The organism is Barnesiella sp. An22 (assembly GCF_963931395.1).
GTDB classification, from domain to species: Bacteria; Bacteroidota; Bacteroidia; order Bacteroidales; family Barnesiellaceae; genus Barnesiella; species Barnesiella merdigallinarum.
Genome location: NZ_OZ007014.1, coordinates 1,852,410 through 1,873,200 on the forward strand (window position 1 = coordinate 1,852,410; position 20,791 = coordinate 1,873,200).

Below are 20,791 nucleotides of genomic sequence, written 5' to 3' on the forward strand. Positions count from 1 at the left end.
TCACTCGATTTCATCCAAAAGAGACGAGATTGTTTTGTAGTCGGGATTAGGGGAGTCTCGACGGTAACTTTACACATCATTTTTTATGGAGAAGTATTTCAACATCAGGTACGAGTTCGACAAGCATGCAGTTTTTCGGGCTATCGACGAGGCGTTGTTAATGAAGAAGCCGGGGTATATTTGTGTATCCGACGGTGTGATTCTGGCCACGGTAAATCGCGACCCGGCTTATTGTCAGGTGGTAGACGGGTCGATGTTCTCGATTTGCGACAGCGGTTATGTGCCGTTGTATTTGCGATGGATCTATGGTATCGAGCGCAAGCAATACTGCGGTAGCGAGATTTTTATGGATATCATTCATCAGCGGCGCTATCGCATGGCCTTTCTGGGTACTACACAGCAGACGCTGGACGGGCTGAAACGTCATTTGACAGAGATTGACCCGCGCATCAACGACATGTGGTTCTACTCGTTGCCCTACAAGGCGGTCGACGATTTTGACTATCCGGCCATTGCCCAGATGCTGGAGAAAGATCGTGCCGAGATTATCTGGATAGCACTGGGGGCTCCCAAGCAAGAGATTTTTATGAGTAAGTTGAAGCCTTACCTGAAGAGTGGGGTGATGATTGCCGTGGGAGCTGCTTTTAAATTTTACAGCGGTACCGATGTGAACCGGGCGCCCTATTGGATGGTGCGGGCCCACCTCGAGTTCCTGCATCGCATCTATTGCGAGCCCAAGAAGCAGTTGCGTCGTTGCTGGCTGATTATCGAGTCGTTGCCCAAGTTGCTCGTTCAGGAGTGGAATCGCAAACGCCGGCGCAAGAAGTTGCCGGGCAAGGTCGAATAGAATCCTCGTCGTTGGTCGTAAATAGAGCCCGATTGAGGTTGACAATTCTCTCGAATTTAGATAATTTTGCAGTCGTGTAATCGACGAATATAGTTCAGATAACAGAGTTTTATAATAAAAGAAAACAATCAAACATAAGCATACAAGATGAAAACAGCATTGATTACCGGTATTACCGGTCAAGACGGATCGTTCTTGGCAGAGTTCCTGCTGGAAAAGGGTTATGACGTGCACGGAACCATTCGTCGCTCGTCGGTCGATTATCGTGAGCGTATCGCCCACCTGGAGGGCCGTCCGCATTTCCACCTGCATTATGCCGACTTGGGCGACTCGATGAGTCTGATTCAGGTCGTAGGCAAAGTGCGCCCCGACGAGATTTACAATCTGGCCGCCCAGAGCCATGTACAGGTGTCGTTTGATGCTCCCGAGTTCACGGCCGATGTCGACGCTACAGGCGTATTGCGTATTCTGGAGGCCGTTCGCCAATGCGGATTGGCCGAGACCTGTCGCATCTATCAGGCTTCGACTTCCGAGTTGTATGGCAAGGTAGAGCAGGTGCCTCAGAACGAGCAGACTCCGTTCCACCCGTATAGCCCGTATGCCGTAGCCAAGCTGTATGGATACTGGATTGTGAAGGAGTATCGCGAGGCTTACAACATGTTCTGCTGCTCGGGTATCCTCTTCAATCACGAGTCGGAGCGTCGTGGCGAGACCTTCGTAACCCGTAAGATTACGCTGGCTGCCGCTCGTATTGCTCAGGGTAAACAGGACAAGCTCTACCTGGGTAATCTCTCGTCGTTGCGCGACTGGGGTTATGCCAAGGATTATGTCGAGTGCATGTGGCTCATTCTGCAAAACGACAAGCCCGAAGATTTTGTGATTGCTACCGGTGTGCAGCACTCCGTTCGTGAGTTCTGCCAGTTGGCTTTCCACCACGTGGGCATCGAGCTCGATTTCGTAGGCGAGGGAGAGAACGAGAAGGGCATCGACCGGGCTACCGGCCGTGTGCTCGTAGAAGTTTCGCCCGATTTCTATCGCCCGACCGACGTGGTGAACCTGTGGGGCGATCCCTCGAAGGCCAAGCGCGAGTTGGGTTGGGACCCGATGAAGACTTCGTTCGAAGAGCTCGTGAAGATTATGGTCGATGCCGATATGGCCAAGGTGGCTGTCGAGCGTGCCGGCGACGAGATTCGCATGAACCTGGCCGAATATTTGGAAAAAGGTATTGTTAAATAGGAGATATTTATCATGGAAAAAGATGCCAAGATTTATGTAGCTGGTCACCACGGTCTGGTGGGCTCGGCTATATGGAAAAACTTGCAGGACAAAGGGTATACCCATCTCATCGGCCGTTCGCACAAAGAGCTCGACCTGCTCGACGGGGTAGCCGTGAAACGCTTCTTCGACGAGGAGCAACCCGAATATGTGATTCTGGCCGCCGCTCATGTGGGGGGTATCATGGCCAACAGCATCTATCGGGCCGATTTCATCTATCAGAATTTGCAGATTCAGCAAAACGTCATCGGCGAGAGCTTCCGTCATGGCGTGAAAAAGCTGCTCTTCCTGGGCAGTACCTGCATCTATCCGCGCGATGCCCAGCAGCCGATGAAGGAGGATGCGCTGCTCACCTCGCCGCTGGAGTATACCAACGAGCCCTATGCCATTGCCAAGATTGCCGGACTGAAGATGTGCGAGAGCTTCAACCTGCAATATGGTACCAACTATATCGCCGTGATGCCCACCAACCTTTACGGGCCCAACGACAACTTCGACCTCGAGCGCAGCCATGTGCTCCCGGCTATGATTCGTAAAATACATTTGGCCAAGTGTCTGATGGAAAACGATTGGGAGGCTGTGCGCAAAGACCTCTCGTTGCGACCTGTCGAGGGCGTAGACGGTAAAGCTACCAGCGAGGCTATCCTTGCCGTGCTGGCCAAGTATGGCATCTATCCCGACCGGGTAGAGCTGTGGGGTACAGGCAAACCGCTGCGTGAGTTTCTGTGGAGCGAGGAGATGGCCGACGCTTCGGTCTATATTCTCGAGCATGTCGATTTTGCCGATGTTAAGGGCGACAATCCCGAGGTGCGCAACTGCCACATCAACATCGGTACCGGCAAGGAGATTACCATCGCCGCTCTGGCTCATCGCATCCAGGAGGTTATCGGGTACAAGGGCGAGGTTCGCTTCAACCCTGAGAAACCCGACGGTACCATGCGCAAGCTCACCGATGTGACCAAACTGCACAACCTGGGCTGGCACCACAAAATCGAAATCGAGGAGGGCGTACAGAAGATGTACGACTGGTACACGGCCGATCATGCCGAGATGTATCGGTAATCCGTAATTCCTATACAGTCATATAGCGACAGCCAATCGGTTCTTTCTGAATCGGTTGGCTGTCGTTGTTTTGTTGCGATTTTTCAGAAATGGATGTCAATCGTAAGATTGCTCGTAAATCAGATTGTTCTGAGGATTATAGATACACAACTTGTTGACGACTTTACCTTGAATATCTCCCATGTGATATTCATATCGGAAGCCACGGTTTTGAAACAGATATATTTGTCCGGCAGGCTTGGCTTGAAAATTTTCACAAAAAGCATTGTAATCAAAGACTTCTCCGTCTTGGTCCCAACATTTTCTAATGCCGTTTTCAATTTGCAAGTCGGGTTTGTCATCGATTTTGCGTCCCTTATTCCAACACCTATATCGGTAATTGCCATTGGCCTGTATATCGATGATAATATGGAAGTCGTCACTATGCAAATCGAACAGGGGAGCAACCCCTTTGTCTACAAAATATTTTCCATTCCACCGGTATACCCGATGTGCTTCTGTAGCTATGGAATATTCGCCATGTGTTACGATATAAGGAAGATGTAATTCGTTCGAAACGGTATCATAAGCTATTTCATACGGCTCGGACAACTCGGCCGAGAAGATGATTTGGTCGGTTTCGTCATTGTAACCATATTCGTCCCATCTCCAATCGAGATGTGTCAATAGATGTGTCTCCTTCTTAAATATCGGAGCCGGAGCAATAGTTCCTTGGTCGGTTATCTGCAGGCCCCACAGATTCATGTAAACATGAGACCCTTGCGTGTTAAACTCTTCGCAGTCGGCAAGCATATATAGCGATTTCGAAGGCTCTATTCGGATTATCTGGGATACATATCCTTGAATGCTGTCCAGTTCCAAACAAACGACCGAATCGTTGGCCCGATATTGAAGCAAGGTGCGAGTCTCGAATCCATACGAAGGTATTCCGCCAAAGCCATATAGTTCGATGCTGTATGTTCGCATATTGCCATCGGGCGAGGTGGCTATCTCCATGGACTCTATGTTATGGTTCCTATCGGTTAATTGAGAATCCAAGGATTGAGGATTCTCTCGAATCCAATCAAAAAATTGGTCTATCGCCGTATCGGGTATGATACCTTCGTCATTCAGGGTCAATAACTGTTGAGCCTTATCGATAAACTGAGTTTCTGATTGCTGTTCCGGACGGCAGGAATTCCCGAGAATTGCCATGCAGAGCAATAGGTATACGATTTTTCTGTGATTCTTCATCAGGTATAATTTTATACTGAAAGTTTTTTTATGTCCCCGTTCTGCTTTTGATGGTACAAAGTTAGAAGTTTTTTCGGGCTGTTAAAAGAATAAGGTACTTTTCGTTGCGATCGTGTTGGCGGGCAATTCGTGAGGAAACCGGCCTAACTCCAATATAAGTAGGTTGAGCTTTTATTTCGAGGTGTTGATGTAGTGTGTGCTTATATTGATGCAGACCGCATCTGGGATATGGCGCAATCAATTCTTTCGCCGGGTCGAGCCGGCAATTCTGAAGACAGACTTGTGCTGATAGGCTTAAAGATTGCTCTATTTCATGGCAACCCGGGTCGCGAGAGGGTATAAAAAAAAGAGGTATCCTCACGGACACCCCCGTCTGAAATTATAAACATCAAAAATAAAAGTTGCTTTCTTTCGATTTTATTCCAAGGTCTCGGGCCGGTTGTAGGTGAACGAGAAGTATCTGCTGGTCTTGTCGTTGCCACCGGTCGAGAAGTTCGAGCTGGCTGCCTGGTATCTCACAACCACGTTGATGTCGGTATTGACCGGATATTGCGGCAGCTTGAACGAGATGTAGTCCGAGCTTTTCGACTCCTTGATATTTCCTTTGTTGTAGACGAGATAGAGAGTATCGGTCTTGGTCTCGAAGTCGAACATCTTGGGCTGAATCAGTTCCAGCGAACCGGCTTCACCGCTTTCAACCTCGTATTTCACATAGGCAAAGGTGAGGATAGTATCGTCTTTGCGATAGTTGATAAAGGGCTCTATCGAGTAGAGCGAGGGGAGGGTATCGCTCTGGAATGCACCGAAGGCACCATTGTACAGATAGTCTTTGCAATCGAATTGATGAATACCCGAGATGGTGGCGTTATAGATGTAGTTCGACACTTGGGTACCTTGGTTGTCGAAGTCGATAGTCGTTGTGGCCAACAGGCGGTCGCCATCCTCCCAATCTTCGCTTTGCAATTCGCTACTTGTGACCGACAGTCCGGTACGGTCGAGGTACATATACGAGGTGCCCGTATTGGTTTTGTAGATGCTGCCGGTGGTGTATACCGACAAGGTATTGCCACCTTCGCCCAGACAGCTTGAGAGGGTTAAGACGCCGCAAAGCAACGATAGAGCCGATACAAATTTCAATGCTTTCATTGTTTTCTTGTAGATTGTTTGGTTTGCTATTTTGGTAGTTAGGTTATGATTAAAATCCGGTTCTTATGCCAAAGGTCAAGCCGAAGTTGAAAGGCTTGTCCTTCCAGATATTATGTATTTCCGATTTGTTTTCGAAGTAGTAGGCCATGTAGGGTTCCAGATAGAGCTCGGTCTGCTTGTACAGCGTGAGGGCTGCGCCCAGATTGGCTTGTACTGAGAATTGCACGTTTTCGTGTTTCAGCTCCTTATATCCCGAACCCGATATACCCTCGTCGTATCCCTCGTCTTTTTGTCTTCCCGCCAGGTAGAAATCTACCTGTCCGCCGGCTGCCGCGTAGAACGACAGGCGCTTGATGCGGGCAAAGCGGTAGACTGCGTTGAGGGGGATACCCAGATAGTGCAGCTCTTGGCTGCCGTTGCCGTTGGTCGAACTGTATTTCGAATAGAGGTAGGTGTAGACCAATCCCGATTCCAGTTCCCAGTTTTTAGGTAAGGTCTTCGATACGGTGATACCCGCCGATATGGGCATTCTGTGCTCGAAGTGGTAGACGGGATTGCGTCGCGACAACAGCATGGGTGTCTTGGTGCGGATTGCCGTTGCCGTATTCTGGCTTTTGTCGGTAGTGGCATTAGCTGCCATCACGCCTATCTGAATGCCGGAGTCTTTTCTCTTCGTCGACTCGTCGGCCGTGAGTCCGCTCTCTTTCAGTTCCCGACCGTCGTTTTCAAACTGGTCCAGCTTGCGGCGATAGTCTGCGTCGGTGTTGTTCGATTTTTGTGCAGCGGTAGAGGAGGTAGCTGCTTCGGGTTGAGCGACAACCTGGGTTGGAGTCGTCGGCTCAGCCGGTTGGGCAAGAGCTTCGTGACCCAACAACGATTGAGTTTCGGGAGCTGTTACCCTTTTGCTGTGGGCAACCCGGGGTGCCGGGTGTGTGGTTTGCGGTTGAGTAGCTGCTGCAATGAGGGGTTGCTCGCTGTCGTTTGTTGCCGGTTGTACCATCTCCACACCCTCAGTCGATAGCTGGTTGGCTATCGGGGTAACCAGAGGCTTCTCGGGCGTCTGCCACCATACGACAGCGACGACTATACCCACAGCCGCAGCGGCTGCCGAGTAGGCGATGATACGCCGGTAGAGCGGAACTCTACGGGTCGCAATCTGCGGAGCGTTCTGGGGTAACTTCGACTCGATAGCCGCCCACAAATCGCCTCTGACATCGGCTTCGTGCCCTGCCAGTTTCGATTGTATCGTCTTTTCAAATTGTCGGTCGTCTATCTGCATAGTCGTTAATACCTATTGTTCCAGTTCTTGAATCCATTTTTGAAGCAGCCTTTTGGCCCGGGTATATTGCGATCGCGAGGTGCTTTCGGTAATGTGCAGCGCCTGGGCAATCTCCCGGTGGGAGTAACCCTCGACGGCAAACATATTGAATACGGTGCGGAATCCCGGCGGTAGCTGGGCGATAAGCTCCATCAACTCGTCGGCCGATATACGGTCTACGGCCGAGTAGTCGGCCTCTTGCTGAGGTTCGAGTGCCTCCAGCTCTACTCCGTTGCGCAGCAAGTCGTTTCGGCGCAGCGCTTCCAAAGCCGTGTTCACGAAAATACGTCGCATCCAACCTTCAAAAGAACCCTCGTAGTTGTAACTCTGTATCGACGAGAAGACACGGATAAAGCCCTCTTGCAGAAAGTCTTCGGCGGTTTCTCGATTGCCGGCATAGCGCAAACATACCGACATCATTTTACGCGCAAAGGTTTCATAGAGTTGCCTTTGCGCTCGAGAGTCGTTATTTTTGCAAGCTTCTATCAACTTTTTCTCGTCCATACCGATTTTACTCGGCCCGAATAACAACTACTATTAGGTAGACGTAATTCGAGCTCTTTTTGCTGCATGAGGGTAAAAAAATAAATAGCGGTTCTTTGTTAAAGAATATTATACAAAGAACCGCTATTCCTATATTTCAGGAAATCAGGGTCTTTGGCGTCAATCCAGTTTGTGGATGATGAGACCCGATCTCAACTTCGGTTCGAACCACGTTGTTTTGGGCGGCATGATGTTGCCCGTGTCGGCGATGTCCATCAGCTGTTTCATCGAAACGGGGTAGAGAGCCAGGGCCATCTTCATCTCGCCGCTGTCGACCCGGCGTTTCAACTCTTCGAGGCCACGGATACCGCCCACGAAATCGATGCGTTTGTCGGTGCGCAGGTCGGTAATGCCCAGGATGTCGCGCAAGATGAGGTTCGACGAGATGGTGACGTCGAGTACCCCGATGGGGTCGTTGTCGTCATAGGTGCCCTCTTTGGCCGTGAGGGAGTACCATTTACCTTCGAGGTAGAGTGCAAAGTTGTGCAGTTTGGCGGGGTGATAAATCTGTTCGCCTTTCTCCTCGACGGTGAAGTGCTCTTTCAATTTCTCGATAAACTCTTGCGGAGTGAGCCCGTTCAGGTCTTTTACCACGCGGTTGTAGTCGATGATTTTCAGTTGCGAGGCCGGGAAACATACGGCCAGGAAGTAGTTGTACTCCTCGTCGCCGCGATGCTCGGGGTTCTGCTGGGCCTTCTCGTTGCCTACCAGAGCCGCTGCAGCCGTACGGTGGTGACCGTCGGCAATGTAGAGGCTGGGAATATGGGCAAAGATTTCGGTGATGCGGGCTATCGTCTTGTCGTCGTCGATGACCCAGAAGTGGTGGCCGAATCCGTCGGGGGCAATAAAGTCGTACTCGGGCGCGCGCGACGTCTCTCGTTTGATGATGGCGTCGAGCTCGTCGTTGTCGGGGTAAGCGAAGAATACCGGCTCGACGTTGGCGTTGTTGATGCGCACGTGTTTCATGCGGTCTTCCTCCTTGTCGCGGCGGGTAAGTTCGTGTTTCTTGATGACGCCCGACATGTAGTCGTCGACGTTAGCCCCCACGACCAGTCCGTACTGGGTGTGACCGTTCATCGTCTGGGCATAGATGTAGTAGTGCTCCTTGTTGTCTTGTACCAGCCACCCTTTCTGCTGGAACATGTTGAAGTTGTCTACTGCCTTGTGGTATACCTCGGGGCTGTGTTCGTCGGTACCGGGGGCAAAATCGATCTCGGGTTTGATGATGTGGTAGAGCGATTTTTCATTTCCTTGAGCCTCTTGGCGAGCCTCTTCGGAGTTTAACACATCGTAAGGGCGCGAGGCCACTTGCTCGACCAGTTCTTTCGGCGGACGTAATCCTTTGAACGGTTTAATCTTTGCCATAGTAATAAGTTTATAGGTTATTTATTGGAGAGGACAATCGTCTGCTCGCGGTCGGGACCTACCGATACGATGTAGATAGGTACCTGCAACTCTTTTTCGAGGAAGGCGATGTACTCTTTGAATCTTTGCGGAAATTCGGCTTCGCTGTGAATCTTGGTCATGTCGGTTTTCCAGCCCGGCAGTTCTACGTATACGGGTTCGATGCCCTCTTCGATCGAGTAGGGGAATTCGGTCACCTCCTTGCCGTCGATGCGGTAGGCCACGCAGGCCTTGATGGTGTCGAAGTTGTCGAGCACGTCGCTCTTCATCATGATCAGTTTGGTCACACCGTCGATCATGATGGCATACTTCAGAGCTACCAGGTCTATCCAGCCGCAGCGACGCTCGCGACCCGTCACGGCTCCATATTCGTGACCGATGGCCCGGATGGTCTTACCCGTCTCGTCGAACAGTTCGGTGGGGAAGGGACCGCTGCCTACGCGGGTGCAGTAGGCTTTGAAGATACCGTATACCTCGCCTATCTTGCTGGGAGCTACGCCCAGACCCGTGCAGGCACCGGCGCAGATGGTGTTCGACGACGTAACGAAGGGGTAGGAACCGAAGTCGACATCGAGCATCGTGCCTTGTGCTCCTTCGGCCAGAATCGACTTGCCCTCTTTCAGGTAGTTGTTGATGACGTGTTCGCTGTCGATGATGCGGAAGCGTTTGAGGTATTCGATGGCTTCGAACCACTTGGCCTCCAGCTCGTCGATGTTGTATTCGTAGTTGAGCGAACGCAGTATGTTCTCATGTTTGGCTTTGGCCGTGGCATAAATCTCCTTGAAGTTGAGGAAGATGTCGCCAACCCGCACGCCGTTTCGGCTTATCTTGTCGGAGTAGGTGGGGCCGATACCTTTGCCCGTGGTACCGATTTTCGATTTACCCTTGGCGGCCTCGTAGGCAGCATCGAGTATGCGGTGTGTGGGCAGAATGAGGTGTGCCTTTTTCGAGATGCACAGGCATTGGGTCAGGTCGTGACCGCTGGCAGCCAGGCTCTCGGCCTCCTCTTTGAAGAGGACGGGGTCCAATACGACACCGTTGCCGATGATGTTGATTTTCCCACCCTGGAAGATACCCGAGGGAATGGAACGCAATACATATTTTTCGCCCTTGAATTCCAATGTGTGACCCGCATTGGGACCTCCCTGAAAACGGGTGATAATATCATATCTGGGCGTCAATACATCGACGACTTTGCCTTTGCCTTCGTCGCCCCACTGCAATCCTAAGAGAACATCTACTTTCATAACTTAGTGTGTTTCGTGAATGTTTAAATTGGGTTTATTTTTTTTCGTTTTTGTCTTTCTCTTTTTTGCTCTTCTGGTTACACCGGCTGCAGATGCCATAGACATAGAGGGTGTAGTACGATGTGGTGAATTTGTTGAATTTACGGGTGTTCAGGCTCGACATCAGGTCCAGGTCTTTCACTTCGCGCACCTTGCCGCACTTGATGCAGATAAGGTGATGGTGGTTGGTATTGTATACCCGCTCGTATTGGGCCAGGTTGCCGCCGAACTGATGCTTGCGCACCAGGTTGGCCTCGAGCAGCAGATCTATCGTGTTGTAGACGGTTGCTTTGCTCACCCGGTATCCGTTCTCGATCATGGCTTCGTACAGTGTCTCTACATCGAAGTGCTGGGTAGTGGTATATATTTTTTCCAATATGGCAAACCGCTCGGGAGTCTTACGCAATTTTCGGGCTTCCAAGAATTGTATAAACAACTGTTTTACAGTTTCTTTCGATTTTTCTTCTGGCATGATCAAAAACCTATGTTACAAATTTAGCGATTTTTGCATTACAAGCAAAACAAAATCAGCGGGAATCGCGGCCCGAAAATTCGCGGTACAGCGTCTGCTCTTCGGTCAGCATGTCGAGCAGCGGTTGGGCCGCTGTGTCGGCCTTGGCCTTGGTCTGTAACAGGGGCAGAATGTGGGCAGCCAACGCGTCGTTGTGCATGGCTTGTTTCAGCAGGTTGACGGCAGCAAAAGCCCGGTTGTCGCGCTGCCCCGTGGCCTGGGCAATGGCGGCATCGATGACCGGCCCGAAGTTCGAGGCTTCGGTGTTTTCGGGGTGAGCGACGAGCCAGGCGGTAGCCAGTTGGAAGGCGGTGTATTGGGTCAGCGGCCGGTCGCTGCAACTCCATTCGCAAGCCTTTTGCCGTGCGAAAGGAAGCCGGCTGAAGAGGAATTTGCAACAGATGTCGGCCACCTCGGTGTTGGGCATGGTCTCCACCCAACGATTGGCCTCGGCCTCGGTGAACTCGTCGATCGGATAGACCAGCGGGGCCAGCATCATCGACTCGCGCACGGCTGTGTCGGCCCACAAGGCGTTGGCCAGTTGGGCATCGGTCGGGGTTTCGGCGGCAATCCGTTTCAGCAGGGGCAGGGTGAGCCCGAAGTTTATTTTGTAGTCGGCACCCTGGCTTCTCATGTTGTGCGACACGATGCCGTTCATGGCATGCCGGAATTTGATTTTTATCTCTTTGAGTTTTTGTTGCATGACGATTTCAGAATTTTTCCGCAAGATACGAATTAAAAACAAGGGAGCACACAAGATAGTTGGCAAAAAAAACTCGGCCCGGCATTTTGGAAATGTCGGGCCGAGCGGGTTATCGGGATAAGAACTTATTTCTTAACCGGGAAGGGTGTGCAGATGGGCAGCGGCGAGTAATCTTTCGAGTATCTCAGCATCTGCTCGGCATAACCTTCGTTGTACGAAATCTTGATGTCGGTAATGTTGCCGTTGGCATCGGTAACCGGCGTGTATACGGGGTTGACAAATCCCTTGTAGGGAGCGATGTGCAGGTTCTCGTAACGGGCCAGAACCTCTTTGTGCAGTTCGGGGTCGACGATGACACCATATTGTTCAACCAGATTTTTACCGCTCTCGTAGTCGCCTTCCGATTTGATGCGTTGTACTTCGGCCAACAGTTGTCCGAGGAGCGTGCGCAGTTTCTCGTAGTCGTTCACTACCACGTAGGTCTTGCCGTCGCGTTTGGCAAACTCGATTACCTTGTCGGCTTTGCCGTGCTCATAGGCCCAGCGGGCGATGAGTTGACGGTTGCGCATGTGCGACTCTTCGATATTCTTGCCCGGCTCGATGCGGGTGAGCTGAGTCATCAGACCGTTCATCATGTATTGATAGTAAGCAGCTTTGTAAGCATCGGGCGAGGGGAGCAGACCCAGTTCCAGAATTTTGGGATCGGCCATGTAGTAGAGGGCGAAGAGGTCGGCGCGAGCCTCCTCGAGCGTAGAGCTGTAAGCCTTCAGAGCATCGGGGTCTACACCGGGGAGCAGCTTGCCCGAGCCGTGACCCAGACACTCGTGCAGGTCGGTGTGCAGGTTGTCGGCCTGGAGCAGGTATTTGTTGATGAGGTCGCGCTCGGTGTCGCTCCATACGAACTCGTCGTTGAATCCGTTACCCTGGGCAGCCTTCTCGTAAGCCTCGGTAATGTTTTCGATGGTTACCGACTTGGAGCCGTGCAGGTGGCGAATCCAGTTGGAGTTGGGCAGGTTGATACCGATCGGGGTCGAGGGGTAGCAGTCGCCGGCCAGCATGGCAGCGGTGATGACCTTAGCCGATACACCCTTTACCTCCTCTTTCTTGAAGCGGGCATCTATCGGCGAGTGGTCTTCGAACCATTGGGCGTTTTCGCTGATGGTGTGGGTGCGTTTCGAGGCTTCGAGGTTCTTGAAGTTGACAATCGACTCCCAGCTGGCTTTCATGCCCAGCGGGTCGCCGTAGGTCTCGGTAAAGCCGTTTACGAAGTCGACTTGCGAATCGAGGTCTTTTACCCACAGGATAGCGTACTCGTCAAAGTCTTTCAGGTCGCCTGTCTGGTAATATTCGATGAGTTTCTCGATGACCTGTTTCTGTTGGTCGTTCTCGGCTACGCCGGCTGCTTTCTGCAACCAGAATACAATCTTTTCGATAGCTTCGGTGTAGAGGCCGCCTACTTTGTAGGTCTCTTCCATAATCTTGCCGTCGCGTTTTATCAGACGGCTGTTCAGTCCGTAAGAGATGGGAGTCTCGTCTTTGGGGTCCTTCATGTTGCTGTAGAAGGCCTCGGCTTCGGCTTGGGTTACCCCGTCGTAATAGTTGCAGGCCGAGGTGGCGATGAGGTCTTCGCCGGCAGCCTGGTTCACCCGTTTAGGCATGACCGTAGGGTCGAAGATAACGGGCACCAGCGTATTGAGGAGGTCGTCGACCGTAGCACCTTCGGTGAGCGGCAGTTTCTTCGGGTCGAGCGATTTCACGGCATCGACAAAGAACCCTTGCGAGAAACCGGGCACGAATTTATCGCATCCGTAGTGGTGGTGGATACCGTTGGAGAACCATACCCGTTTCAGGTATACTTCGAAGTTCTTGAAGTCTTCGCTTTGGCGGTCGCCGGTATAGTCCTGATAGATTGCTTCGAGGGTACGGCGGATAGCCAGGTTCCATTTTCCGTTCTGGTCATAGAGAATGTCCCGACCGTAGGCGGCAGCCTCGGAGAGGTAGTAGACCAGCTCTTTCTGTTGAAGTGTCAACTCTTCGAATCCCGGTACTTTGTAGCGCAGGATTTCCAGATCGGCAAACGACTCTACGGTGTAGTCGAAGTCGTCTTTCTTTTCTTGGGTAGCACACGAGGCCAAGATTAGCAATGAAGCCATGGTACAAACGATTTTTTTCATATAATGTGATTTTGAAATTGGTTTATTCTACATAGAGAACCAGCCCTTTCAGGTATTCGCCCTCGGGGTGGTAGATGTTTACGGGGTGGTCGGCCGGCTGGGTGAGCTGGTGCAGGATGCGCACGTTGCGCCCCGTCTGTGCCGCCGCGCTGAAGACCGCCAGCCTGAAATTCTCCTTGCTTACCACCTGCGAACAGGAGAAGGTGAAGAGGATGCCGCCCGGGCGAATCTTCTCGATGGCCTTGGCATTGAGCTTGCGGTAGCCTTGCAGGGCGTTGTTCAGCACCTTCTTGTGTTTGGCGAAGGCCGGTGGGTCGAGTATGATGAGGTCGTACTGGTCGCCCATGGAGTCGAGAAACTTGAACGCATCCTCGGCAAAGGCCTGGTGACGGCTGTCGCCGGGGAAGTTCAGCTCCACGTTCCGGCAGGTGAGGTCGATGGCTTTCGACGAACTGTCGACCGAGTGCACCAGCTTGGCATTGCCTCGCATGGCATAGAACGAGAATCCACCCGTGTAGCAGAACATGTTCAACACCGAACGGCCGCTGGCATACCGCTCGAGCAGGGCACGGTTCTCGCGTTGGTCTACAAAGAAGCCGGTTTTTTGTCCGCGCACCCAGTCGACATAGAATTTCAGTCCGTTTTCGGTGGCGATGTTGGGGGCGTCGCCTCCCAGCAGATATTCGTTCTCGGCATCGAGTTCGGCCTTGTAGGGGAGGGTCGTCTCCGACTTGTAGTAGATGTTGTCGATGCGGTCGCCCAGGACGGTTTTCAACGCTTCGGCAATCTGGTGACGGGCATAGTGCATGCCCGGCGTGTGGGCCTGCATGACGGCCGTGCGGTCATAGAGGTCGACGATGAGGCCCGGCAGGTTGTCGCCCTCGCCGTGTACCAGGCGGCAGGTGTTGTTGTGCTCGTTGAGCAGTGCCAGACTGAGCCGCACGTTGTAGGCCTCTTGCAGGCGCTTCACATAGAAAGCCTCGTCGATGGTCTCGGGTTTGAACGACAGGATGCGCACGGCGATGCTGCCGATCTGATATTGCCCGACACCGATAAAGTTGCCCTGGTGGTCGGTCACTTCGACAATTTCTCCCTCTTCCGGCTGTTTCTCAAAGCGGTATATGGCGCCGGAAAATACCCACGGGTGGAAGCGGTGGAACGAATCTTCCTTACCCGGTTTCAATGTTATTTTCGTATAGTTCATAATCGGTTATTTGAAAAAGAAGCGGACGATGTCGTTTCCGTTGGCATAGATGAGCAGGGCCAGCAGGAAAATCATGCCGCACATTTGGGCATACTCCATGAATTTTTCGTTGGGCTTGCGGCGGGTTATCACCTCGTAGAGCAGGAAGAGCACATGGCCGCCGTCGAGGGCCGGTATGGGCAGGATGTTCATGAAGGCCAGGATGACCGACAGGAAGGCCGTCATGCTCCAGAACGACTCCCAGTTCCACCGCTCGGGGAAGATGCTGCCAATGGCTCCGAAGCCCCCCAGGCTTTGCGCTCCCTCTTTGGTGAAGACATATTTCATGCTGTTGACGTAGCTCGTCAGTTTGCTCACACCCAGTTCGATACCTTTGGGGAATGACTCCCAGAAGCCGTAGTGCTCGGTTACCACTTCGTAGCTTTCGACCAGGGGCGAGATGAGAATGCCCGGGTTGCCTACCGAGTCGGTGGCTACGGCCGTGGTCTGCAACGCACCGTTGCGCAGGTAGGCTACGGTCACGGTGGTGTCGCGGCGAGTCGAGAGTACCTGGTGCAGCTCGTCGAGCGACGGGGTGGCTACGCTGTCGATGGAGAGGATGCGGTCGCCCTTCAGCAATCCGGCCCGTTGGGCACCCGTATTGGCCGAGGCTTCATAAACGACCGGCGGAATGCGGTACATGGCAAACTGCTCCTCCTTGTCGATAAGGCGCAGCATGAAGTCCTTGGGTATGGCAATCGTCACCGTGTCGTTGTTGCGCAGCACCTGTACCTGCTTGGCCTCTACGATTTGCTGCAGGGTCTCGCTCGACATGAATCCGAGGTCAGCCCCGTCGGCCGTCAAGGGTATGTCGCCGTCGCGGAATCCTATCTCTTTGGCCGACTGGCAATACTCCATGCCGGCGTAGGCATTTTTGAACGGGATGTAGGTGGTGCCCCATGTGTAGGCAATCATCGAGTAGATGAAGATGGCCAGGATGAAGTTGAAGACCACGCCGGCCACCATGATGAGCAGTCTCTGCCAGGCCGGTTTCGAGCGGAACTCCCACGGTTTGGGGGGCTGTTTCATCTGCTCGCGGTCCATCGACTCGTCTATCATGCCGGCAATCTTCACATATCCGCCCAGCGGCAGCCAGCCCACGCCATACTCGGTGTGGCTGTTTTTGGGCTTGAACTTGAAGAGCGAGAACCAGGGGTCGAAAAAGAGGTAGAACTTCTCGACACGAACCTTGAACAGGCGGGCAAAGATGAAGTGTCCGAACTCGTGTACGATGACCAGTATCGAGAGGCTCAACAGGAGTTGTACGGTTTTTATGAGGAATGTTTCCATCGGCGTATACAAATTGTTTTAGCGGGTTATTGAAGCAGCGTGGTTGCATAGTCGCGAGCCAGCTGGTTGGTGTGTACGTAATCTTCGTATCGGGGTGAGGCGATGAACTCGATGTGAGCCATCGTTTCGGCCACGATGCGGGCAATGCTGGGGTAGTCGATGGCATCGTGGAGGAAGGCAGCCACGGCTATTTCGTTGGCGGCATTCATGATGCAGGGCATGTTGCCCCCCTCGGCTACGGCATCGAAGGCATAGCGCAGCAGGGGGAACCGCTCGAGGTCGGGACGCTCGAAGGTGAGGTGGGCATACTGCTCGAGAGTGAGTTTCGAGTTGGGGCTCTCGAGTCGTGCCGGGTAGGAGAGGGCGTAGCGAATGGGCAGCCTCATGTCCTGCACGCCCAGTTGAGCCTTCACCGTACCGTCTTTGAACTGTACCATCGAGTGCACGATCGATTGCGGGTGCACGGCTATCTCTATGTCTTTGGGGTCGACGTCGAAAAGCCATTTGGCCTCAATCATCTCGAATCCCTTGTTCATCAGAGTGGCCGAGTCGATGGTGATTTTATGCCCCATGTTCCACTTGGGATGCTTGAGGGCGTCGTTTTTGGTGACGTGTTTCATCTGTTCGGCTGTCAACTCTCTGAAGGGGCCGCCCGAAGCGGTGAGGATAATCTTGTCGATGGGGTTGTCCCACTCGCCTATCAGGCATTGGAAGATGGCCGAGTGCTCCGAGTCGACGGGAATAATGGGGGCGTGGTATTCGAGCGCGAGCTGTTTGATGAGGTCGCCCGCCACAACCAGGGTCTCCTTGTTGGCCAAGGCTATGGTCTTGTGAGCCTCGATGGCACGGATGGTCGGTCTCAGCCCCGCGTAGCCCACCATGGCGGTAACCACGATGTCGATGGGGGCAGCCTCGACGATTTGGGCTATGGCCTCGTCGCCGGCATAGACCTTGATGGGATACTCCTTCAAGGCCTCTTTCAACCGGGAGTAGTGGGCCTCGTTGGCAATGACTACCGAGTCGGGGTTGAATCGTTTGGCTTGTTCGATAAGCAGCTCTACGTTGTTGTTGGCTGTCAGGGTATATACTTCGAACAGGTCGGGATATTCGGCAACCACGTCCAGAGTCTGGGTGCCGATCGAGCCTGTCGAACCTAATATGGCTAATTGTTTTTTCATTCGGGTTAAGATGTCAGAATCCTCGGGTTAAACTATGCAAAGGTATAAAATAAAGTCTATCTTCTGCGAATCGAGGTCAGAAAGTAATATATTTTTCGGGGTCGAGCGATTGTCCCATGTGCCATAACTGAAATTCGGCTGTGCACGATTGTTTCGACGATTTGCCCTTTCCCCAGCCGGTAACGGCAATTTTCTCGCCGCCCAGCACCTTTTCGCCGATAGCTTTCAGGATGCCCGAGTTGTATTTGTAGATAGACAGATAGTTGTTGCTGTGCTGTATGGCCACCACATAGCCATAGTCGGGAGTGTATCCGGCCGAGACGATGGTCCCGTCGAGCACCGACGATACAGCCGTATTGCGCGGGCACTGCACCTCTACGCCGAAGTGTCCCGCATGCGGGTCGTAGCCCTGCACGATTTCGCCCTTCAGCGGCGTGTAGAAGAGTTTGCCGTCGATAGGGGTGGTGGGGGTAAAGACGTTGAGGGTATATTTCTCTTCCTGTTCGTACTGCTTTACATACTCTTTCATCCGTTGCGACTGGGGCAGCAGGGTATCTCTGCGGGTCGAGAGCAGACTGTCGGCCTGCTGGCCGATGGAGTCGATTTTGATTTCGCCCGTGAGTATGGCCGCGAGGTTCTCGATGTAGGCATCGCGCCGTTGCACCTCGGCAGCCAGCGAGTCGACCCGCAGGATTTTGTCGACCATCTCGATACGCTCTTCGGCCTTCAGGTAGCCGGGCAGCAGATTCCTCACCGGGGTACCTACGATAATCGAGAGTATGGCTATGACGATAAGGGCAACGAGTAGTATGGCGGTTATGATGGCTCCCGTCCGCGAGAAACAGATGGTCCACACATCCTCCAGCGAACTCTCGTTGAAGAAGGTCAGTTTGTATTTGGATCGTTTCCGGGGAAAGAAATCGGAACTCTTTTTATTTCGTTTCATAGATTCTATGACTCTGTTTGCTACTATAAAGGTATGATATTCATCGGCTACGTGCAAATTTAGTAATTTATTACCAACCGCTATATGCTGTTTTCATTTTTTATGAGACGCTTACAAGGGCTAAATAGTATGGATTTTTCCTATTCTTTTCTCTTCGGCCGGTGAACACATTCTTTTATCCGGTTGTTTTAGGTTACAAAAACAGATAGTAGCGACGACCGGCTGCTCTCTTTTTGAACTGTAAACAGCAAAATTGTATAACTAAAACGCATGAAGATGAAAACAAAATTCTTTTTTTTAGCAGTAGCTGCGGCTACAACATCGCTTTGCGGATATGTCGAATCGGCTTCGGCACAAGCGATTATCGTCGAAGAAGATGTTTCGGTGACCGAGGTTCTGCCCGGCAAGCCTCGATACTACTCCGATAGCCATAAAAACAACTGGTTCATTTCGTTGGGTGCCGGTGGTCAGACTTTCTTGACCGAGCACACGGGCGATGCTCAATATACCTTGGCCATGAACTTTGCCGTAGGCAAGTGGATAAGCCCTTATCTGGGATTCCGTCTGTCGGCTATGGGTGGAGCCCTGCATACCAACTGGCCATTCTCCGAAGGGGTGATGACGCACATGCGTTACGCTGCAGTCTATGGCGATTTGATGTGGGATATGTTCAACACCTTCCACGGCTATAACGAGCGTCGTGTCTTCTCGATTATTCCTTTTGCCGGTGCCGGTGGTATCTATTCGTTCCACAATACGCCGTATGGCAGCAAGACCTATGCTTTCCCCATTACGGCCGGTATCAAGTTGAATTTCAGATTGTCGCACTATGTCGACTTCTTCCTCGAAGGTCGTGGCAACCTCATTGGCGACCACTTCAACGGTATTGTCGAGGGAAAAGAGGTTGAGAGTGTCGTTTCGGCTGTCGGCGGTTTCTCGATTAAGTTCGGTAAAGAGCGCTTCAAAGCTTATGATGCGTATGCCGACCAGATGATGATTAACCAGCTGAACAACAAAGTGAACCGGTTGAGAGGCCAGCTCGAGGAGTGTGAGTCGCAAGAGGTGGAGTGCCCGCCCTGTCCCGAACCGGTTGTCGAGGAGGTAACGGTTGTTGAGCCGGCCAGCTGCAACCAGGAGTTGACCGGTGTGGTACGCTTCACCATCAACAGTGCCGTGGTCTCCGACGAAGAGATGGTCAACGTCTACAACATCGCCCAGTGGCTCAAGAGCAACCCCTCGTGCAATATCTCGGTGATAGGGTATGCCGACAAGGATACGGGTACTCCCGAGTATAACAAGCAACTGAGCCAACGCCGTGCCGAATCGGTGGTAAAGCTGCTCACCGGGAAATACAACATCGATAAAAAACGGATACAAATCGTAGCTAACGGCAGCGACTCGCAACTGTATCCGAAGAACAATAACTGGAACCGCATCGTCGTCTTTGCCGGTTCGGCCCAGTGACAACAGAGTCTGTTTTTAATGCGAAAGCGGGTGACCTTGTGTGCAGGTCACCCGCTTTTTGTATGTCGGTAGTGCGACTCGGTTCGGTCTTAATGTTGCTCAATCCATTTTACAATCCACTCGCCTACCTCGTGGGTGTGGCAGGTGGGGGCTCCCGGGTCGGCAATATCCTCGGTTACGATGCCGGCTTTCATCGACTCGGCCACGGCCTGCCTGATGAGGTCGGCCTCGGCTTTCAGATCGAAGGCGTATTCGAACATCATGGCGGCCGACAGAATCGTGGCCAGCGGGTTGGCTATGTCTTTGCCGGCGGCTTGCGGGTAGGAGCCGTGTATGGGCTCGAATACCGAGGTGTGCAACCCGATCGAGGCCGAGGGCAGCATGCCCAGCGAGCCGGTGATGACCGACCCCTCGTCGGTGAGGATGTCGCCGAACATGTTTTCGGTCACGATGACGTCGAAGCTCTTGGGCCATTGAATCATGCGCATGGCGGCGTTGTCGACGAAGAGAAACTCGGTCTCTACTTCGGGATATTCGGCGGCAATCTCTTGTGTCACTTCGCGCCAGAGCCGCGAGGTGGCCAGGATGTTGGCCTTGTCGACCATCGTCACCTTCTTGCGTCGGCGCATGGCATAGTCGTAGGCGAGCTGTACGATGCGGGTAATCTCTTCGCGGCTGTACATGCAGGTGTCGTAGGCCACGCTGCCGTCTTCGCTGCGGCCTTGCGGACGGCCGAAGTAGAGGCCGCCGGTGAGTTCGCGGATGCACATGAAGTCGGCCCCGTCAATCAGTTCGGCCCGCAGGGGCGACTTGTGAATCAGCCCCGGGAAGGTGGTGATGGGGCGGATGTTGGCAAAGAGCCCCAGCTTCTTGCGCATGGCGAGCAATCCCTGCTCGGGGCGAACCTTGGCGTTGGGGTTGTTGTCGTATTTGGGCGAGCCTATGGCACCGAACAGTACGGCGTCGGAGCGCATGCACAACTCGTGGGTCGAGTCGGGGTAGGGCGAGCCGGTTTCTTCGATGGCGCAGGCTCCCACCGGGGCCGTTTCGTGCAAGATGGTGTGACCGAATTTCTTACCGACGGCCAGAGTCACGTTCAAGGCCTGTTCCACTACCTCCGGGCCTATGCCGTCGCCCGGTAATACTGCGATATGTAATTCCTTCATGC

Annotated in this window: 18 protein-coding genes; 4 read left to right on the forward strand and 14 right to left on the reverse strand. The window is 52.8% G+C overall.

Annotated elements, in window-relative coordinates; genetic code table 11:
- The first annotated feature begins 85 nt into the window (after nucleotides 1-85).
- From ABGT88_RS07560 to ABGT88_RS07570, 3 genes are all read left to right on the forward strand, one after another.
- Nucleotides 86-847, forward strand: coding sequence for a WecB/TagA/CpsF family glycosyltransferase (locus tag ABGT88_RS07560; protein WP_346701320.1), 762 nt, complete (start codon nucleotides 86-88; stop codon nucleotides 845-847).
- Between the two features lie 147 nt (nucleotides 848-994).
- The gene (gmd, locus tag ABGT88_RS07565) at nucleotides 995-2,083 is read left to right on the forward strand and encodes a GDP-mannose 4,6-dehydratase (protein WP_258327237.1); all 1,089 of its coding nucleotides are present in this window, start codon (nucleotides 995-997) and stop codon (nucleotides 2,081-2,083) included.
- A gap of 12 nt (nucleotides 2,084-2,095) precedes the next feature.
- Nucleotides 2,096-3,184 (forward strand): GDP-L-fucose synthase, encoded by a 1,089-nt coding sequence (locus tag ABGT88_RS07570; protein WP_346701322.1) that lies wholly within the window; start codon nucleotides 2,096-2,098, stop codon nucleotides 3,182-3,184.
- A gap of 96 nt (nucleotides 3,185-3,280) precedes the next feature.
- Here the strand turns inward: ABGT88_RS07570 and ABGT88_RS07575 are convergent, their stop codons facing one another.
- From ABGT88_RS07575 to ABGT88_RS07635, 13 genes are all read right to left on the reverse strand, one after another.
- On the reverse strand, nucleotides 3,281-4,417 hold the full coding sequence (locus ABGT88_RS07575; RefSeq protein WP_346701324.1) for a hypothetical protein: 1,137 nt from the start codon (nucleotides 4,415-4,417) through the stop codon (nucleotides 3,281-3,283).
- Between the two features lie 417 nt (nucleotides 4,418-4,834).
- Complete coding sequence (locus ABGT88_RS07580; RefSeq protein ID WP_346701326.1) at nucleotides 4,835-5,563, reverse strand: hypothetical protein; 729 nt, start codon at nucleotides 5,561-5,563, stop codon at nucleotides 4,835-4,837.
- 49 nt (nucleotides 5,564-5,612) lie between these two features.
- Nucleotides 5,613-6,842 (reverse strand): outer membrane beta-barrel protein, encoded by a 1,230-nt coding sequence (locus tag ABGT88_RS07585; RefSeq protein ID WP_346701328.1) that lies wholly within the window; start codon nucleotides 6,840-6,842, stop codon nucleotides 5,613-5,615.
- A gap of 12 nt (nucleotides 6,843-6,854) precedes the next feature.
- Nucleotides 6,855-7,385, reverse strand: a complete 531-nt coding sequence (locus ABGT88_RS07590; RefSeq protein WP_087407526.1) for an RNA polymerase sigma factor — start codon at nucleotides 7,383-7,385, stop codon at nucleotides 6,855-6,857.
- A gap of 159 nt (nucleotides 7,386-7,544) precedes the next feature.
- On the reverse strand, nucleotides 7,545-8,789 hold the full coding sequence (locus ABGT88_RS07595; RefSeq protein ID WP_346701331.1) for a DUF1015 domain-containing protein: 1,245 nt from the start codon (nucleotides 8,787-8,789) through the stop codon (nucleotides 7,545-7,547).
- 17 nt (nucleotides 8,790-8,806) lie between these two features.
- The gene (locus ABGT88_RS07600; RefSeq protein WP_087407524.1) at nucleotides 8,807-10,075 is read right to left on the reverse strand and encodes an adenylosuccinate synthase; all 1,269 of its coding nucleotides are present in this window, start codon (nucleotides 10,073-10,075) and stop codon (nucleotides 8,807-8,809) included.
- A 34-nt stretch (nucleotides 10,076-10,109) separates the two neighbouring features.
- Nucleotides 10,110-10,586, reverse strand: a complete 477-nt coding sequence (locus ABGT88_RS07605) for a Fur family transcriptional regulator (protein WP_087407760.1) — start codon at nucleotides 10,584-10,586, stop codon at nucleotides 10,110-10,112.
- Nucleotides 10,587-10,641: 55 nt separating this feature from the next.
- Nucleotides 10,642-11,328 carry a DNA alkylation repair protein gene (locus ABGT88_RS07610; RefSeq protein WP_346701333.1) on the reverse strand — a complete coding sequence of 229 codons (687 nt, stop codon included), beginning with the start codon at nucleotides 11,326-11,328 and terminating at the stop codon, nucleotides 10,642-10,644.
- A 125-nt stretch (nucleotides 11,329-11,453) separates the two neighbouring features.
- Nucleotides 11,454-13,502 (reverse strand): dipeptidyl-peptidase 3 family protein, encoded by a 2,049-nt coding sequence (locus tag ABGT88_RS07615; RefSeq protein WP_346701335.1) that lies wholly within the window; start codon nucleotides 13,500-13,502, stop codon nucleotides 11,454-11,456.
- Nucleotides 13,503-13,524: 22 nt separating this feature from the next.
- Nucleotides 13,525-14,706, reverse strand: a complete 1,182-nt coding sequence (locus ABGT88_RS07620; RefSeq protein ID WP_346701337.1) for a class I SAM-dependent rRNA methyltransferase — start codon at nucleotides 14,704-14,706, stop codon at nucleotides 13,525-13,527.
- A 6-nt stretch (nucleotides 14,707-14,712) separates the two neighbouring features.
- A complete protein-coding gene (gene rseP, locus ABGT88_RS07625; RefSeq protein WP_346701339.1) occupies nucleotides 14,713-16,035 on the reverse strand; it encodes an RIP metalloprotease RseP in 1,323 nt (440 codons plus the stop codon).
- 26 nt (nucleotides 16,036-16,061) lie between these two features.
- Nucleotides 16,062-17,213: a 1-deoxy-D-xylulose-5-phosphate reductoisomerase gene (locus ABGT88_RS07630; RefSeq protein WP_346701341.1), complete on the reverse strand. Its 1,152-nt coding sequence runs from the start codon at nucleotides 17,211-17,213 to the stop codon at nucleotides 16,062-16,064.
- A gap of 76 nt (nucleotides 17,214-17,289) precedes the next feature.
- Nucleotides 17,290-18,159 (reverse strand): murein hydrolase activator EnvC, encoded by an 870-nt coding sequence (locus ABGT88_RS07635; protein ID WP_258327230.1) that lies wholly within the window; start codon nucleotides 18,157-18,159, stop codon nucleotides 17,290-17,292.
- A 276-nt stretch (nucleotides 18,160-18,435) separates the two neighbouring features.
- Here ABGT88_RS07635 and ABGT88_RS07640 point away from each other — a divergent pair, with 276 nt between their 5' ends.
- Complete coding sequence (locus tag ABGT88_RS07640; protein WP_346701343.1) at nucleotides 18,436-19,623, forward strand: OmpA family protein; 1,188 nt, start codon at nucleotides 18,436-18,438, stop codon at nucleotides 19,621-19,623.
- An 89-nt stretch (nucleotides 19,624-19,712) separates the two neighbouring features.
- Here ABGT88_RS07640 and leuB read toward each other — a convergent pair whose 3' ends face one another.
- Nucleotides 19,713-20,789, reverse strand: coding sequence for a 3-isopropylmalate dehydrogenase (gene leuB, locus ABGT88_RS07645; RefSeq protein WP_346701345.1), 1,077 nt, complete (start codon nucleotides 20,787-20,789; stop codon nucleotides 19,713-19,715).
- Nucleotides 20,790-20,791: the final 2 nt, after the last annotated feature.

Bases quoted from the DNA above. Each gene is read 5' to 3' on its own strand.
- ABGT88_RS07560 (WP_346701320.1), top strand. From the start codon at position 86: ATGGAGAAGTATTTCAACATCAGGTACGAGTTCGACAAGCATGCAGTT.
- gmd (WP_258327237.1), top strand. From the start codon at position 995: ATGAAAACAGCATTGATTACCGGTATTACCGGTCAAGACGGATCGTTC.
- ABGT88_RS07570 (WP_346701322.1), top strand. From the start codon at position 2,096: ATGGAAAAAGATGCCAAGATTTATGTAGCTGGTCACCACGGTCTGGTG.
- ABGT88_RS07575 (WP_346701324.1), bottom strand. From the start codon at position 4,417: ATGAAGAATCACAGAAAAATCGTATACCTATTGCTCTGCATGGCAATT.
- ABGT88_RS07580 (WP_346701326.1), bottom strand. From the start codon at position 5,563: ATGAAAGCATTGAAATTTGTATCGGCTCTATCGTTGCTTTGCGGCGTC.
- ABGT88_RS07585 (WP_346701328.1), bottom strand. From the start codon at position 6,842: ATGCAGATAGACGACCGACAATTTGAAAAGACGATACAATCGAAACTG.
- ABGT88_RS07590 (WP_087407526.1), bottom strand. From the start codon at position 7,385: ATGGACGAGAAAAAGTTGATAGAAGCTTGCAAAAATAACGACTCTCGA.
- ABGT88_RS07595 (WP_346701331.1), bottom strand. From the start codon at position 8,789: ATGGCAAAGATTAAACCGTTCAAAGGATTACGTCCGCCGAAAGAACTG.
- ABGT88_RS07600 (WP_087407524.1), bottom strand. From the start codon at position 10,075: ATGAAAGTAGATGTTCTCTTAGGATTGCAGTGGGGCGACGAAGGCAAA.
- ABGT88_RS07605 (WP_087407760.1), bottom strand. From the start codon at position 10,586: ATGCCAGAAGAAAAATCGAAAGAAACTGTAAAACAGTTGTTTATACAA.
- ABGT88_RS07610 (WP_346701333.1), bottom strand. From the start codon at position 11,328: ATGCAACAAAAACTCAAAGAGATAAAAATCAAATTCCGGCATGCCATG.
- ABGT88_RS07615 (WP_346701335.1), bottom strand. From the start codon at position 13,502: ATGAAAAAAATCGTTTGTACCATGGCTTCATTGCTAATCTTGGCCTCG.
- ABGT88_RS07620 (WP_346701337.1), bottom strand. From the start codon at position 14,706: ATGAACTATACGAAAATAACATTGAAACCGGGTAAGGAAGATTCGTTC.
- rseP (WP_346701339.1), bottom strand. From the start codon at position 16,035: ATGGAAACATTCCTCATAAAAACCGTACAACTCCTGTTGAGCCTCTCG.
- ABGT88_RS07630 (WP_346701341.1), bottom strand. From the start codon at position 17,213: ATGAAAAAACAATTAGCCATATTAGGTTCGACAGGCTCGATCGGCACC.
- ABGT88_RS07635 (WP_258327230.1), bottom strand. From the start codon at position 18,159: ATGAAACGAAATAAAAAGAGTTCCGATTTCTTTCCCCGGAAACGATCC.
- ABGT88_RS07640 (WP_346701343.1), top strand. From the start codon at position 18,436: ATGAAAACAAAATTCTTTTTTTTAGCAGTAGCTGCGGCTACAACATCG.
- leuB (WP_346701345.1), bottom strand. From the start codon at position 20,789: ATGAAGGAATTACATATCGCAGTATTACCGGGCGACGGCATAGGCCCG.